Origin of the sequence: Ochrobactrum sp. RH2CCR150, assembly GCA_014138095.1 — a bacterium.
Taxonomy (GTDB): Bacteria; Pseudomonadota; Alphaproteobacteria; order Rhizobiales; family Rhizobiaceae; genus Brucella; species Brucella gambitense.
The window spans coordinates 106010-120461 of sequence record JACGXE010000003.1 but is presented as its reverse complement, the minus strand read 5'-3'; the positions used below and the strand labels follow the sequence as shown (position 1 = coordinate 120461).

Here is a 14452-nt window from a genome sequence, read left to right as displayed (position 1 = left end):
TCGGGGAACGGAACGGCTGTCAGAAATTCCGAAGCTAAGCTTTGAGGAAATGGAAGAACATGGCCGTTTTAAGCTGACCCGCCCATCAGGAGGCGACCGTCATGGCGATTAAGTTCTTGGTCGATCCACGCGACGTGCCACCGGAGAAGGCTGCTCGCCGTCTTGGCCTCACACTGGAGAGGTTCGGCGAACTTTTACCGCGCTTGCTACAGCGCGGCTTTCCGCCGTCGGATCCCGACACCGGGTATTACGATTTGGACGCCATTGATGAATGGCGCGCCTCGCGTCACAAGCGTATCTTGCAAACGAATCAATCTCCTGCGCAATCTAGCGGCTTGGTGGCGGCAAGATTGGAGCGTCTTGGTGAGTAAAGTGGATATCCCTTATTACGTGGTTAAAAAGGGCAAGTACGGCTATTGGCAACCCACCAAGGTGATGAAGGATGCTGGCTTCCTGCCGGTCCGCTGCGGCGTGGACGGCCCCGCAGCATGGAAAATAGCTGCGGATTGGAACGAGCGCTGGCAGAGACACAGGCAGGGCCGGGCGCAGGATACTAGCCCACGTTGGCCTATCGGGTCGATAGGCGAAGCGTTCGAGCGCTACAAGAAAACAGAAGAATGGTCCAAAAACAAAAAACCGCGCACCCGCGAAGAGTGAGAGCGCGCCTGGGTGAGAATTTCACCTGTATTCGGAGATCTGCCACCAATCAGCCCCGAAATCTCGCTTGAAACCCTCTCTCGCTTTCGAGCGATGATCGAGACAAACGTATCTCTGCGAGAGGCATGGCGAACAATTAAGATCTGGCGGGCGCTTTGGAATGTCTGCAAGGGGCTGAATTACACCGGCCAGAAAAACGACCCATCATCTGCAATATCCAATCGTGCTCCGCAACCCCGCTCCAGTTCGTGGCGCGAATGGGAAGTTGTGCGGCTGGCCAAAAGAGCGTGGCGCGAGAAATATCACGGCCTCGCTGTCACCATAGCACTTGCATGGGATACCCAGTTCTCCCCAGCAGACCTACGCAAACTGACAATCAGTGGAATCGAAGGAAAGGGAATAGACCGCTACTTCCCTGTAGGACGCGCCAAGACAGGTCGGTCCGCTATTGGCACGTTGGGAAAGCGTTCCCTCGCCTTGATGGACGCTTATTTGAAAGATAGCCCCTGCGAAGTTGGTGCGGTCCTCCGCAATCGCAGCGGCGCACCGTATTCTCGATTTACGCTGCCAGATGATTTTGCGGTAATTCGCGAACTTTGCTTCCCCGACGATAAGCGCACACTGGCCGACATGCGGCGCTCTGGCGCGATTGAAGCCCAGGCGGGCGGAGCCACACCAGCTGGAACAGCTGCCAAGATGGCGAACTCGATTTCGAGCGCCAACGCCATTCATAAACCGTATCAGCCGGTAGATTTAACTGCCGTTCGCCAGGCAGATGCTGCGCGGCGACGGGGACGCCAGAGGATGCGCGATCAGAACAAATGAAGAAGAAAAGTTGGAACTCGAAAATTATCGAGTTGGAACTTTCGCAATTTGATGAAGCTAAGTTATTGAAAAAGTGGCGATCCCGGCAGGATTCGAACCTGCGACCTACGGCTTAGAAGGCCGGTGCTCTATCCAGCTGAGCTACGGGACCACGTCTTTTAAAAATCGGCGACATTTGCGGCGCCCCAGGTTTCGTGGAAACCCGGGCGTCATATGCCGGCCTTAGCGCAAATTGCCAGGCCGGGAAAGCTGTCAATGCGTCCAGGGTATCGTGCGGTCGAAGCGGAAATTGTCCGAATAGGACACTTTACGGCGCTTAGGCTCATTCGGCTCGGCAACGCGATAGGCAATGCCATAGCGCTTTGCATAAGCGATAGCGTCTTCCTGGCTATCGAATGCGAGGCGAATCTGGCTTCTCATGTCGCCTGACGACGTGTAGCCCATCAATGGCTCGACCTTGCGCGGGCTTTCCGGCTCGTATTCGAGGATCCATTGATCTGTCTTGGCCTGACCGGACTGCATGGCAGTCTTAGCTGGACGGAAAATGCGTGCAACCATTTGAAGAACCTTGGACTATGCTTCTTGCCGCCCCGTGGGAGGCTCTGAATTTCAACAAGGCAATAGTAGACCCACCAATCCATGTCAACGCGATAAAGACGCGCGGTTCAAGCCAAGCACAGGATAGCTTGGTTTTTTATATCAATCATGGTGGGGGAAAAATGGTCGGAGCGAGAGGATTCGAACCTCCGACCCCCTGATCCCAAATCAGGTGCGCTACCAGGCTGCGCTACGCTCCGTGGCCCTTTCGGACGTTGCGTTCACTAGAGAATTCGCTCTCTTAAGGCAAGCGCTATTTTCAAACTTTCATAAAAAAATCGACGGGTTGACACATAACAGGTCGGATATCCCCAAAAGACCCTCCTACACCGCGACCAGCACCCGCGATTGACCTGAAGCACCAAAGATCAAGGGCAGGTTCACATGCGCAAACCTGCCCTTCAATGCAACGTCGAAGGCCTCAACAGGCTCCCGCTGCTACCGCGCGCGCGATTCGCACTAGCAGCATCCCTCGCTGCACCGCTTGTTCGGTGAACGACGACTAAAGGTGAATGCCGCTCATCAGCCCGGCTTTATCCGAACAGCCCGACAAACATCCACACGACGATGGATGCCATCAGACTGGCAATCAACACGGTTAGAACCTGCGTTCCCTGCCTGCCCTGACGAACAGTCTGTGCCTCGAATTCCTTCGGCGGCAATGCGCGCGTGACCATGACAGCCTCCTCTCAAAGAAGCCTTTTATTATGCGCTGGAATAACGACGAAAAAGCGGCTGCTAGCGGTGCGTAACTTCCCGACAAGGCATAGTTCTGACGTAACGTCAGCGCGGGAAGAACAGTCTTGTTTCGGGCTTGAATAGCATCGCCATGCCTAAAGTAGCAGACGCGGTAGAATTGACAGTCCTGGTAAAGTAAGTTTACCAATCAATCGTCAACATAAGTCAACTATCGGCAATAGGCACCTCCTGGGAGAGGATGGCTGTCCATTGCCTATTCATCGGCACCCAGACCGATGAAGCATTTTGCATCGAAGAGAGGAACATTTTTCAGTCCAGGAAGGGAGGAACCATGCCCTGGAATCAAGTATATGACCCTTTGGGCAGCATGTTTTGGTCAACATTGCTCGCCGCTTTGCCAATTGTCGTCCTGTTGGGCGGCATCGGCTTTCTCCACATGAAAGCCCATACTGCAGCAATACTTGGTCTTCTGACTGCTCTCGTCATCGCCGTCATTGGATTTGGAATGCCCGCCGACAAGGCAGGTGCAACAGCCGTCTATGGCGCGGCCTACGGGCTTCTGCCCATCGGCTGGATCATCCTGAATGTTATTTTTCTCTATCGCCTTACCGAACAGACCGGACAATTCAACATTCTGCGCGATTCAATCGCCGGGATAACGCCGGATCGACGGCTCCAGCTTTTGTTCATCGCCTTTTCCTTCGGCGCATTCTTCGAAGGTGCGGCCGGTTTCGGCACGCCAGTGGCCGTGACAGCCGCCATGCTCATGGGTCTGGGCTTTGCCCCTCTTCCGGCGGCAGGCCTATCGCTGATCGCAAACACCGCGCCCGTCGCCTATGGCGCACTTGGAACGCCGGTCATTGCGCTTTCCGCCGTGACCGGCATCGACCTTCTGCAACTCTCCGGCATGATCGGACGACAGCTGCCGTTCTTCTCGGTTATTGTGCCTTTCTGGCTGATCTGGGCCTTTGCCGGACGCAAGGGCATGCTGGAAGTCTGGCCTGCCTTGCTTGTTGCGGGTGTGGCCTTTGCCATTCCGCAATATCTGGTTTCAAACTTCCATGGCCCTTGGCTGGTCGACGTCATTGCCGCCGTCTGCTCCATGGCAGCGCTCGCCGGATTTCTGCGTATCTGGCAACCGAAACGCATCTGGACGTCCACCAGTCTCGATCCGGACGAAGTGGCCGCGCCCTATACACCGCCCCAGCAACATGCGAGCGGGACCGTCTTTCGCGCATGGCTGCCATGGCTGATCCTGTCGGTCTTCGTGTTTCTGTGGGGAACTCCGCAGTTCCGCACATGGCTCGACTCGCTTTGGGTGCTGAAGGTTCAGGTGCCTTATCTGCATAATCTGGTGTTCAAAGTGCCACCCGTCGTTGCCGACGCCCATTCAGAAGCGGCAGTCTATACGCTTAACCTGCTGTCGGCCACCGGGTCGGGCATCCTGCTTTCGGCCATCGTGGCAGGGCTGGTTCTCGGCTTCAATCCGCTCGAGCTCCTGAAGGAATACGGCAAGACCGCCTATGTGGTGCGCTTCTCGCTCATCACCATCGCGGCCATGCTGGCGCTGGGCTATGTCACCCGCTATTCCGGCACGGATGCCACGCTCGGCCTTGCATTCGCACAAACTGGCTGGGTCTATCCGTTCTTCGGCGCAATGCTGGGCTGGCTCGGCGTTGCTCTCACCGGTTCGGATACGGCGTCCAATGTTCTGTTCGGCGGATTGCAGAAGATCACTGCCGAACAGCTTGGGCTGTCGCCGGTGCTTATGGCTGCGTCCAACTCATCGGGCGGCGTCATGGGCAAGATGATCGATGCGCAATCCATCGTCGTCGCCTCTACCGCCACCCAATGGTACGGCCATGAGTCGAAAATCCTGCGCTACGTGTTTTTCCACTCGATTGCACTGGCGTCGCTCATCGGCCTTCTCGTGCTGGCACAGGCCTATCTGCCGCCATTCACCCATATGGTTCCGGCAGAAACCCTGCCCGCCGTAATACATTGATCCTTAGATCAATCGGCCAACAGCCCACGCAGGCATCAGCTTGCGTGGGTTTTCTTTATCGGAACCGATGCCGCGTTCAGGCGTTCCACCTTTATCGATCATAATGAGGAGTTACACGTGAACAGAAACGGGCTTTATCTGATTATCGGCGCTTTGGTCGTCGTTGCGGCTGGTCTGGCTTTTTACGTCTATCGCGAAGAGACAAAACCCGCCGGGATTGAGTTGAAAATCGGAGAAGGCGGTGTTTCCGTTCAGGAAAATTGAGGTCTGAAAAGGTTATAAACATATAAACCGATTTAGATTTCAAGCGCTTACGCTTTGTGATGCAACGTTCTGGACAGCTCCGTGTTATTTGCTTCGCCAGATGAACGGAGGATCGAAATGAGTATCCAGACTGTTTCCGATGAACTTTATCGTCGTCACGAGCGCGAATGGGCCCAGTGGCGCGACGCAGTTGAAGAGCAGGAATCGAACCAGAAACAACAGGATAAGGTTTCCGGTGAAACTTCCTGTGACGGCAAGACGTCCGGACACTGATCAGCTTCTTCATAATGACTTGGATACGCCGCGAAAGCGGCGTTTTCTATTTGGCGGGCCAGCCATGGCCCGATCCCCCCAAGGTAACGAAATGCGAAGGAAGACTTGTTAGCGTCTAGCGATCGCGATTCGAACAGGGGTCAGACATATGGCTGCACGGAAGCCTGCCCGAAAGGCTGCACCGAAAAAGAGAGCCCGCACTGCCAAGGGCGGATCTGGTTCGTCTGCGCCCGTTTTGGCTCTGGCAGCCATCCTCGGTCTCGGCGCTTTCAGTCTGTGGGCCACATCACAGCACAAAAGCCCGCAGGACGCGCTGGTAGCTCTGTTCCAGCGGTCTGCGACCAATCCTTTCGCATCGACCTCGCCTCGTACAGAGAGCAAGCCAACCGTTACCGCGAAGGCACCAGAAACGACCGCGCCATCCAAGGACAAGGATTACGGTGCTGCCGTTGGCCCTGTGCCGCGTCCATCTGCACCTGTCGCGCCTATCGTGCAAAAACCGGTTCAGCAGGCAGCAGTGCACCCCCCCACTCAAGTGACCGTTCAGGCGCCAAAGCCGCCACGTCCGACCAATCAGGTCGTGGCCTCAGCGCCGACTGGCCCGCATATGATGCCACCGCGCGGCGTCAACACGCCCGCGCATTCGCCTTCAGTGGTTTATGCCCGGACGCAGCTGACCATTCACAAAAACGCCTGGGATAAATCCGCAGCCATCGGCACCGTGGAAAAAGGGCGCGAGATGCGCTCTTACGGTAAAACTGGCCGTTGGCATCGTATCATTGTTCCGAAAACCAATATGATCGGCTGGGTGCATGAGGATCAGCTTGTCGGTGGTCGTAACAAGCCGGATAGCGCAACGCTGATTACCGGTTCGGTGACCAAGAAGCCGGAGATAGCGAAAAGCGCGCCAGTGCAGACACAGTCCCGCATCGTCCCGCCAAAAGCGGTGGGAGATAAGAACTAAGCTTTTTGGGCCTCGATAGCCATGGCTTCAATCTGCGGATCGCCGGGGAGATATTTAAACCCGGCTGCGATCAGCGACGACGTATCCGCCGTCAGATCGCCGAATAGCTGCTCATAAAGCCCCTTTTTGCCGAGACCCGTCAGCAGCAAGCGCATCAGCACTGGCGGAACAGAGACAAGCCGCGTCGGACGCCCCATGGCGCGGCGGGCGATGGATACCAGCTCGCGTGTTGAACTTGGCTTGGGTTCGGCCAGATGGAACACTCGTCCTGCGACTTTCTCGGCAGGAGCTTGCGACAGGAATACAAGTGCGCGGGCGGCATTCTGCAAGGACACGAAGCTGCGCTGGTTGTTCGCCATACCGAAAGGCAGCGGAAATGCGCTATCGCAGAGTTTCATCAGAGCCCTGAGATTGGCGCGCGCGCCGGGACCGTAGACGAGCACCGGGCGTGCAATCACAATCTCGATGCCGGTCATGGCCAGCAGCGCTGCTTCCGCCTTCGCCTTGGCGCGTCCATAATCGTCGTATGCCCTTGGCGCTAGCGGCATGTCGGCCGTCAACGGCGACGGGTTTCCGGCAATGGTGTAGATCGTTGAAACGAAGATGAAGCGTTTTACGCCCGCCTGTTTCGCCTTCGCGGCCAGTTCAACCGTCAGCCGGTGATTGACGGCATCGAAAGCGTCGGCATCCGGTCGTTCCGCGCCGGTGCGATGAGCAAGTGCTGCGCAATACACAACCGTTTCAATGCCTGAAAAATCCGCATCTGCCAAATCGTTGCGAGATAAAGGCGTGACCTGGTGCCCGTCGTCATGCAGCTGCCGCGCAACCGCGCTACCGATAAACCCGCCTGCCCCCGTAACGACAACCTTCACCGTCAGCCTGCCTTGTCGCCAGTTTGGCCGTCTGACTGACCATCGGTATCGGCCAGCACCTGCGCCGCCAGCGCTCGCGTGATGCGGGTCTTCTGTTCCAGTGCTGCCCGGTCGAGCTTGTCGACAATCTGGATTGCAGACGGGAGCGAACGCTCAATCCGGCTGACCAGATAAGTCACAACATGCGGCTCGACACTGACCTGACGGTCAGCAAAAAGCTTATGAATGACGCCCGACAGCAGCAAATCGTCCGGCTCTGCGATTTCAACCACGGTTGCCGCTTTCAGCCGCGATGCGAGGTCGGGCAGCTTCACGTTCCAGTTTGCGGGCCACAGGCGCGACGTCATCAAAAGCGACGGCCCGAAGCCCTGTGCTGCATGTTGGCGAACGCTGTTGATCAAGTGAAACAGCCCCGTTTCATCGAAGGGCGCGCCGCCAATATCGTCGATGAGCACGGCGCGCTCTGCAGCAGCCTGAACGATTTCATCCGTAATACGCGCTGGATCAACCAGAAGCGCATCCGTGCCCGCGCGCCAGACTTCTGCGAGATGCGTCTTGCCCGCGCCGGTAGGTCCGGCCAAAATCGTAACCGGCGATACCCAGTTCGGCCAACGATCGATAAGGTCGATCGCCGCACGGTTTGAGCCCGTGACGATCAAGTCCTCGCGGTGATAACCGGGCTGGTGTTCAAGATTCAGCGGAATCTGACGCGGGGCGTCACGCATCGCTGCCTCCCGCACACCCGTCCAGATTGCGGTTCAGTCTCATTTGTCCCTGCCTGCATTCGGGCCTGCATTCTCGCCTGCCTCGATCAGCGGCCCCGCATCCGGGTCGCGACGACGAAAGGCTGGATCGTACATCGGTGAATTGAGATAGCGATTCAAGGCAAAACGCACAAGCACCCCGACTGCCGCCGCAGCGGGCACCGCAACCAGCATTCCGGTAAAGCCGAACAGTGAACCGAACGCGAACAGAGCGAACATCAGCCATACCGGATGGAGGCCTACCGACGACCCAACCAGCTTGGGCTGGAGGATGTTTCCTTCCACGAACTGGCCGATGAAAAACACTGCCGCAACGGCGCAGATCATGATCCAGTCCGGCCAAAACTGCACCAGCGCCACACCAATAGCGAGTGCCAGACCGACGAACGAGCCGATATAGGGGATGAAGGAGATCAGACCTGCAAAAAAGCCGATCAGCAGGCCGAAATTGAGCCCCGTGAGGGTTAGGCCGAGGGCATAATACGTACCAAGAATGAGGCAGAGCGTGCCCTGCCCGCGAATGAAGCCTGCAACCGCTGCATTCATTTCGCGCGCGATCTGGCGCACCGTGTGAAGCTGCGCGCGCGGCACCCAGGAATCGATGCGGTTGACCATGCGGTCCCAGTCGAGAAGCATGTAGAAGGCAACCACCGGTGTGACCACGAAAAGCCCTGCAATATCGATCAGCGATTTCCCCGAATTCCACAGGGACTGAAGCAGCGTGGTCATGAAACCAGCACCCTGCTGAAGCAGCGCGCTCAGATTTTGCTGAATGACCGAGCTGTCGATGCCGATATATTTCTTCAGCCATTGCGAGTTTTCATTGGCGAGCAATGACTGCAACTGGGTGATATAACCCGGCACCTTGGAAATGAAATCGGCAAGCTGCGTTGCCAGAATTGGCACAATGATCATCAGGCCAACGACGAGCGCAATCAGGAAAACCAGCAGGATGACGACGGTTGCAGTCATGCGCGACAGGCCCAGGCGCTGAAGCCGGTCAGCCACCGGATCGAGAAAGTAAGCCAGAGCCATGCCCGCCACGAAGGGCAGCAGGACTGAACTGAAAACCACCAGAAACAGCACGAACACGGCCATTGTCGCGACCCAGAACATCGCCTGACGCCGAACCGTTGTGCCCGTGAGGCCGCCAACCTCAACATTGACGTGGATATTGCCGTCCGAGGCGATGGCGTCCGTCTGACGAATGACTTTGCTGCCGCCCGCAGCCGAAGCAGCGGCGCCAGTCCTGTTCGTACCCGTCTTGGTGTTCGTCTGGCGTGTCGGCGTCGGTTTTTTGACCATATGGTTCCGTTCTCTGCAAAGACCTGCTGGCAAAACAATATCAGAACTGCATTACCGTCATCTTATCGCTGATGCACGGCTCATTCCTTTTCAAGAGTAGACCGGCCTTTTCGAGAGTAGACCGGACTGTGCGAAATGCAAAGCCAGCGCAACAGACATCTGTATTGACACGAACATGGCCAGTCATACGAAAAACCGTGCAGAATCCGGCAGAGTTTTGCGCTTTTCGCGCTTCATGACCTTGCGGGCAAAGCCATCTCGTGTCATTGCGCGCAGGTGGATAGCACCCAGTTTCAGGAGCAGGCCATGACCTCGGAAAACAAGCTCGCCGGCCACAATGGCCTGACCTATGCGCAGGCAGGTGTCGATATCGATGCCGGAAACCTGATGGTTGAAAAGATCAAGCCGCTCGTCCGCTCGACGCGCCGCCCCGGTGCGGATGGCGAAATCGGCGGTTTTGGCGGCCTCTTCGATCTGAAAGCGGCTGGCTTCAAGGATCCGGTTCTGGTCGCCGCCAATGATGGCGTGGGCACCAAGCTGAAGATCGCCATTGACGCCGACAAGCACGACACAGTGGGCATCGACCTCGTCGCCATGTGCGTGAACGATCTGGTCGTACAGGGCGCAGAGCCGCTTTTCTTCCTCGATTATTATGCAACCGGAAAGCTGTCGCCTGATCAGGGCGTCGACATCGTTGCAGGCATTGCCGAAGGCTGCCGTCAGGCAGGCTCTGCGCTGATCGGCGGCGAAACCGCTGAAATGCCCGGCATGTATCGCGATGGCGATTACGATCTGGCCGGTTTTGCCGTGGGCGCGGCGGAGCGTGACCGGCTGTTGCCGCGCGGCGATATTGCCGAAGGCGATATCATTCTCGGCCTCGCCTCTTCCGGCGTTCATTCCAACGGCTTCTCGCTGGTGCGCCGCATTGTTGAACTGTCCGGCCTTGGCTGGAAGTCCGATGCGCCATTCCAGCCGGGTTCGACGCTGGGCGAAGCGCTTCTTACTCCGACCCGCATCTATGTGAAGCCGCTGCTTGCAGCCATTCGCGCTTCCGATGGCATCAAGGCGCTGGCGCATATCACCGGCGGTGGTTTCCCCGACAATATTCCGCGCGTTCTGCCGGAAGGTCTGGCGGCCGAAGTCAATCTGACGGCAATTGCCGTACCGCCGGTCTTCTCCTGGCTTGCCAAAACTGGCGGCGTGGAGCCTGTCGAAATGCTGCGCACCTTCAATTGCGGCATCGGCATGATCGCCGTCGTCACGCCTGAAAAGGTTGACGAAGTGGTCGCGGCCCTCGTCGCTGAAGGCGAACAGGTCGTCACGCTCGGTCGCATGATCGCACGCGAAAAGGACGGCGTCGTCTACAAGGGCACACTCGCGCTATGAGCCGCAAACGGGTCGTCATCTTCATCTCCGGCGGCGGCTCCAATATGGAGGCGCTGATCCGGGCTGCGCAGACACCCGATTTTCCGGCGGAAATCGTCGCGGTCTTTTCCGACAAGGCAGAAGCAGGCGGCCTCGCCAAGGCTGAGGCCGCTGGCATTGCCACGCAGGTTTTCAAACGCAAGGATTTTGCGTCGAAGGACGAGCATGAAGATGCCATCCTCGCCGCACTGGCCGCGTTGAAGCCCGACCTTCTCTGTCTTGCTGGCTATATGCGGATTCTGTCCGGGCGTTTTATCGCGCCCTATGAAGGACGCATCCTCAACATTCACCCTTCCCTGCTGCCGCTGTTTCCCGGCTTGCACACGCATCAGCGCGCCATCGACGCAGGCGTCAAACTTGCAGGCTGCACCGTGCATCTGGTGACGGAAGGCATGGATGAAGGCCCCATTCTGGCGCAAGCGGCTGTACCGGTCATAGAGGGCGACACTGCTGACATGCTGGCCGCACGCGTTTTGAAAGCTGAACACCGGATTTATCCGCTTGTTCTGCGGCAGTTTGCCAGTGGACGGAAGGGCAGCGATGCGCCTTTTCCCGATGCGATGCCCGACGCCATGATCGTGAGCGCCTGAGGGCGCCTACCGGCGCTTATGCGCGACAAATTCATCACACCCCAAGTTTTTTGTTAATAAAACTTTAATTTCCCGCAAAAAGCTCTAATTCTTGATTGTAAGGGAACTTGCTTCGGCAATCCCCGTTATTGAGACGAGCCCATTCAGACCCGTCTCTTTCAATATGTGTTCAAGAAGAGGACAAGATCATGTCTCTCCGTTTTTCGACTTCCTTCCTGTCCGCAATGACCGTCATTTCCGGCATTGCTGTCACCGCTCCCGCCATCGCGGCAGACTTCGTAGCTCCTCCCGCTTCGGGTCGCACGCAGCCGCGTTCGGAAGTCGGCACTCTCACCTGCGACATTTCCCCGGCCATCGGTGTGATCATCGGCAGCCAGCAGGATGTTGATTGTGTATTCCGCCCTGCGCGTCGTGGTAACCCTATGGAACGTTACACCGGCACCATCACAAAGCTCGGCGTTGACGTCGGCTTCATCAATGGCGGCACTGTTGCCTGGGCCGTCTGGGCTCCGACCGTTCGTCCGGAAGGTGCACTCAAGGGTCGTTATGTCGGCGCTTCGGCCAATGCAGCCATCGGCATCGGCTTCGGCACGAACATCCTGACCGGCGGTTCGTGGAAGACGATTTCGCTGCAGCCGATTTCGGTTCAGGGCCAGCGCGGCCTCAATGCAGCTGTAGGTGTTTCCCGCCTGCGCCTGAACTACGCCGGTTGAAGCCTGTGATATTCAGGCGCTGACGGCCTGCAAACGGCACGGTTTTTCGCTTCCGGTGCTCATGTACCCAAAAGTACACTCCGCTCCGGTTCTCAAACCGCACCATTTTCTGCTCTACAGCACCAGAATCTCAGCAGGCTCAAAACTGCGACCTCATAAAAAAGCCGCGCCGAAGACATTCGGCGCGGCTTTTTATTGTAATTTGGTGACCTTTAACATGATCTTGGTCATCACGCTTCCCCCTCATCCTGAGCTTGTCGAAGGACGAGGGCAAGCGCTGTGCGTTTTCCCTCGCCCTTCGAGACGCCGTTTTCAACGGCTCCTCAGGATGAGGGAAAAGATTGAGCGGCGACTCTGACCGTTGCTCCTCAGCCCAATTTTCTGACCCAGATCTTGGTGTCATGCACGGCCAGACCGCCGTAAGGAGCTGCGGGTTCAGCACCGATCAGTGTGTTGATCCCCTCGCCGCGCTCGAATGACATATTCGGGAAAATGCCTTCCGAAACCACCACGCCGCGTTTTTGACCAGCGCGCAGCACGGCATGCAGCACCACTTCGCCGCGATGATTGCCGATTTCGATACGCTCGCCATCGGCAATGCCCAGTTCCGCCGCATCGTCTGGATGGATCAGCAGTTCAGGCCGGATTTCCTTGGCAACCGAGGTGGGGGTCTCAGCAAAGGTCGAGTTCAGGAAATTATGCGCCGGTGATGTCGCAAGCCGGAACGGATGCTCGGCATCAGCCACTTCGATCACTTCCCAATAATCCGGGAATTCCGGAATCGACTCGAACTCGCCTTGCAAACCCATGACTTCAGGCGGACGGTCCGGCGCTGGGCTACCGGTCCAGTCGGGACGGAAGCGAAATTTGCCATCTGGCCATTTGAAGCCCTTGATGTAGTGCGATTCCTCAAAAGGCGGCTGCTTGTCGATGAAGCGCCGCTCTTTCAGTTCGTCGAAATGAGGCAGATCGCTATTGGCGTTCATGTTGTCGATCAGCGTGCGCTCATCGACAGAAAAGCCCGGCAGATGTCCAACACCCAGCCGGTTGGCCAGTTCATTGATGACGAAAACATTCGGCCGTGCCTCGGCATAAGGTTCGATCAGCTTGGGTCCGAGCACGACATGTTGCTGGCCGCCGCCGCGATAAATATCGTCGTGCTCGAGGAATGTGGTGGCAGGCAACACGACATCGGCCATCTTGGCCGTATCGGTCATGAACTGCTCATGCACCGTGACGAACAGGTCTTCGCGCGCAAAACCTTTGCGGACAAGACGCTGTTCAGGCGTCACATTCATCGGATTGGTGTTCTGGATCAGCATCGCCATGACGGGCGGGCCGTCATAAAGCGCTTCACGGTCACCCGTGAGAATGCGCCCGATCTTCGACTGGTCGAGAAAGCGGATGGTCTTATCTTGCATTGCCCGGCCTTCAATCTCGCGCTTGTCGAATTTGAAGATGCTGGCGTTCGAATGAAACGCGCCGCCGCCTTCATGCAGGAAAGAACCGGTGACGCAGGCAATCGAGGCGGCGGCATGCATGTTCACCGCGCCATTGCGCTGCCGGGTGAAGCCATAGCCGAGACGGAAATAGGTCCGCTTGGTCTTGCCGACCAGATGCGCGAAGGCTTCGATTTCCTCAACGCTCAGCCCTGTGATTGCGGACGCCCATTCCGGCGTGCGAGAGCCGAGATGCGCTTCCAGCCCCTTCGGATCGTCGGTATAGCGCTCCAGATAATCCCAGTCGGCAAGGCCGTCGCGGAACAGAACATGCATCACCGCACAGGCGAAAGCGCCGTCGGTGCCCGGCTTGAGCACGATGCCCATATCGGCCTGTCGCACCGTCGCATTGGCATAAATGTCGATGACGACGATCTTCGCACCACGCTCTTTACGCGCACGCACGGCGTGGGTCATGACATTGACCTGCGTGGCGGCGGCATTGGTGCCCCAGATCACCACCACATCGGCCTTGCTCATCTCGCGCGGGTCCGGACCGATCAGGCTTCCTGTTCCTGCGAAATAGCCTGTCCAGGCCATATTGGTGCAGAAACTGTCGAACTGGTTGGAGTAGCGCTTGGCAAAGCGAAGACGATTGATGGAATCGCGCTGAACAAGCCCCATCGTACCCGCATAATAATAGGGCCAGACGCTTTCGCTGCCATATTCCGCTTCGGCTTTCAAAAACCGTTCGGCAATCAGATCAAGCGCTGCTTCCCAGGAAGCTTGCTTCCATTCGCCAGCACCCTTAGCGCCGGAGCGCACCAGCGGGTGCTTAAGACGGTCTGGGTGATGGACGCGTTCGGCATAGCGCGCGACCTTGGCGCAGATGACGCCAGCGGTATAGCTGTTGTCCTTCGCGCCGCGCACACGACCGATGGTGCGTTCGTCCAGAAGCTCGATATCGAGCGCACAGGTGGACGGGCAGTCATGCGGGCAAGCCGAATGGCCGATCTTGATATTGGATATGGAAACTTGCTCGTTCATATTTCTTTATTAC

The 14452-nt window shown here is 57.4% G+C and carries 16 protein-coding genes and 2 tRNA genes; 10 read left to right on the top strand and 8 right to left on the bottom strand.

Annotation, left to right across the window (positions count from 1 at the left end; genetic code table 11):
* The first annotated feature begins 101 nt into the window (after positions 1-101).
* From FHW03_RS08030 to FHW03_RS08020, 3 genes are all read left to right on the top strand, one after another.
* Positions 102-371: a hypothetical protein gene (locus FHW03_RS08030; protein ID WP_182520175.1), complete on the top strand. Its 270-nt coding sequence runs from the start codon at positions 102-104 to the stop codon at positions 369-371.
* Positions 364-657 (top strand): hypothetical protein, encoded by a 294-nt coding sequence (locus FHW03_RS08025; RefSeq protein ID WP_182520174.1) that lies wholly within the window; start codon positions 364-366, stop codon positions 655-657. The genes FHW03_RS08030 and FHW03_RS08025 overlap by 8 nt, the downstream gene beginning before the upstream one ends.
* 93 nt (positions 658-750) lie before the next feature.
* On the top strand, positions 751-1482 hold the full coding sequence (locus FHW03_RS08020; RefSeq protein ID WP_182520173.1) for a hypothetical protein: 732 nt from the start codon (positions 751-753) through the stop codon (positions 1480-1482).
* Positions 1483-1556: 74 nt separating this feature from the next.
* Here the strand turns inward: FHW03_RS08020 and FHW03_RS08015 are convergent.
* The 4 genes from FHW03_RS08015 to FHW03_RS08000 form a co-directional block, all read right to left on the bottom strand.
* Positions 1557-1633: transfer RNA gene (locus FHW03_RS08015), tRNA-Arg, on the bottom strand.
* Positions 1634-1734: 101 nt separating this feature from the next.
* A complete protein-coding gene (locus FHW03_RS08010) occupies positions 1735-2040 on the bottom strand; it encodes an ETC complex I subunit (RefSeq protein WP_182520172.1) in 306 nt (101 codons plus the stop codon).
* A gap of 162 nt (positions 2041-2202) precedes the next feature.
* Positions 2203-2279: transfer RNA gene (locus FHW03_RS08005), tRNA-Pro, on the bottom strand.
* A gap of 333 nt (positions 2280-2612) precedes the next feature.
* A complete protein-coding gene (locus tag FHW03_RS08000) occupies positions 2613-2756 on the bottom strand; it encodes a hypothetical protein (RefSeq protein WP_182520171.1) in 144 nt (47 codons plus the stop codon).
* 353 nt (positions 2757-3109) lie between these two features.
* Between FHW03_RS08000 and FHW03_RS07995 the strand changes: the two genes are divergently transcribed.
* From FHW03_RS07995 to FHW03_RS07980, 4 genes are all read left to right on the top strand, one after another.
* Positions 3110-4783, top strand: coding sequence for an L-lactate permease (locus FHW03_RS07995; RefSeq protein ID WP_182520170.1), 1674 nt, complete (start codon positions 3110-3112; stop codon positions 4781-4783).
* A 117-nt stretch (positions 4784-4900) separates the two neighbouring features.
* Entirely contained in the window at positions 4901-5047 is a 147-nt protein-coding gene (locus FHW03_RS07990) for a hypothetical protein (protein ID WP_182520169.1), read from the top strand.
* A gap of 117 nt (positions 5048-5164) precedes the next feature.
* On the top strand, positions 5165-5320 hold the full coding sequence (locus tag FHW03_RS07985) for a hypothetical protein (protein WP_167836021.1): 156 nt from the start codon (positions 5165-5167) through the stop codon (positions 5318-5320).
* Positions 5321-5468: 148 nt separating this feature from the next.
* On the top strand, positions 5469-6284 hold the full coding sequence (locus tag FHW03_RS07980; RefSeq protein ID WP_182520168.1) for a hypothetical protein: 816 nt from the start codon (positions 5469-5471) through the stop codon (positions 6282-6284).
* On the opposite strand, the gene FHW03_RS07975 is transcribed toward FHW03_RS07980, so the two are convergent.
* The 3 genes from FHW03_RS07975 to FHW03_RS07965 are packed head-to-tail and all read right to left on the bottom strand — an operon-like array spanning position 6281 to position 9225.
* Complete coding sequence (locus FHW03_RS07975) at positions 6281-7156, bottom strand: NAD-dependent epimerase/dehydratase family protein (protein WP_182520167.1); 876 nt, start codon at positions 7154-7156, stop codon at positions 6281-6283. The genes FHW03_RS07980 and FHW03_RS07975 overlap by 4 nt on opposite strands.
* Before the next feature lie 2 nt (positions 7157-7158).
* A complete protein-coding gene (gene hdaA / locus FHW03_RS07970; RefSeq protein WP_182520166.1) occupies positions 7159-7881 on the bottom strand; it encodes a DnaA regulatory inactivator HdaA in 723 nt (240 codons plus the stop codon).
* A gap of 39 nt (positions 7882-7920) precedes the next feature.
* The gene (locus FHW03_RS07965) at positions 7921-9225 is read right to left on the bottom strand and encodes an AI-2E family transporter (RefSeq protein WP_182520165.1); all 1305 of its coding nucleotides are present in this window, start codon (positions 9223-9225) and stop codon (positions 7921-7923) included.
* A gap of 306 nt (positions 9226-9531) precedes the next feature.
* Between FHW03_RS07965 and purM the strand changes: the two genes are divergently transcribed.
* From purM to FHW03_RS07950, 3 genes are all read left to right on the top strand, one after another.
* Positions 9532-10611, top strand: coding sequence for a phosphoribosylformylglycinamidine cyclo-ligase (gene purM / locus FHW03_RS07960; RefSeq protein WP_078340758.1), 1080 nt, complete (start codon positions 9532-9534; stop codon positions 10609-10611).
* Positions 10608-11240 (top strand): phosphoribosylglycinamide formyltransferase, encoded by a 633-nt coding sequence (purN, locus tag FHW03_RS07955; protein ID WP_182520164.1) that lies wholly within the window; start codon positions 10608-10610, stop codon positions 11238-11240. Before purM ends, purN begins: the two co-directional genes overlap by 4 nt.
* 188 nt (positions 11241-11428) lie before the next feature.
* On the top strand, positions 11429-11953 hold the full coding sequence (locus tag FHW03_RS07950) for a DUF992 domain-containing protein (RefSeq protein WP_182520163.1): 525 nt from the start codon (positions 11429-11431) through the stop codon (positions 11951-11953).
* 368 nt (positions 11954-12321) lie between these two features.
* Here FHW03_RS07950 and FHW03_RS07945 read toward each other — a convergent pair whose 3' ends face one another.
* A complete protein-coding gene (locus FHW03_RS07945) occupies positions 12322-14439 on the bottom strand; it encodes a molybdopterin oxidoreductase family protein (protein WP_182520162.1) in 2118 nt (705 codons plus the stop codon).
* Positions 14440-14452: the final 13 nt, after the last annotated feature.

Bases quoted from the DNA above. Each gene is read 5' to 3' on its own strand.
- FHW03_RS07950 (WP_182520163.1), top strand. From the start codon at position 11,429: ATGTCTCTCCGTTTTTCGACTTCCTTCCTGTCCGCAATGACCGTCATT.
- purN (WP_182520164.1), top strand. From the start codon at position 10,608: ATGAGCCGCAAACGGGTCGTCATCTTCATCTCCGGCGGCGGCTCCAAT.
- FHW03_RS07995 (WP_182520170.1), top strand. From the start codon at position 3,110: ATGCCCTGGAATCAAGTATATGACCCTTTGGGCAGCATGTTTTGGTCA.
- FHW03_RS08020 (WP_182520173.1), top strand. From the start codon at position 751: ATGATCGAGACAAACGTATCTCTGCGAGAGGCATGGCGAACAATTAAG.
- purM (WP_078340758.1), top strand. From the start codon at position 9,532: ATGACCTCGGAAAACAAGCTCGCCGGCCACAATGGCCTGACCTATGCG.
- hdaA (WP_182520166.1), bottom strand. From the start codon at position 7,881: ATGCGTGACGCCCCGCGTCAGATTCCGCTGAATCTTGAACACCAGCCC.
- FHW03_RS07965 (WP_182520165.1), bottom strand. From the start codon at position 9,225: ATGGTCAAAAAACCGACGCCGACACGCCAGACGAACACCAAGACGGGT.
- FHW03_RS07980 (WP_182520168.1), top strand. From the start codon at position 5,469: ATGGCTGCACGGAAGCCTGCCCGAAAGGCTGCACCGAAAAAGAGAGCC.
- FHW03_RS08000 (WP_182520171.1), bottom strand. From the start codon at position 2,756: ATGGTCACGCGCGCATTGCCGCCGAAGGAATTCGAGGCACAGACTGTT.
- FHW03_RS07985 (WP_167836021.1), top strand. From the start codon at position 5,165: ATGAGTATCCAGACTGTTTCCGATGAACTTTATCGTCGTCACGAGCGC.
- FHW03_RS08030 (WP_182520175.1), top strand. From the start codon at position 102: ATGGCGATTAAGTTCTTGGTCGATCCACGCGACGTGCCACCGGAGAAG.
- FHW03_RS07945 (WP_182520162.1), bottom strand. From the start codon at position 14,439: ATGAACGAGCAAGTTTCCATATCCAATATCAAGATCGGCCATTCGGCT.
- FHW03_RS08010 (WP_182520172.1), bottom strand. From the start codon at position 2,040: ATGGTTGCACGCATTTTCCGTCCAGCTAAGACTGCCATGCAGTCCGGT.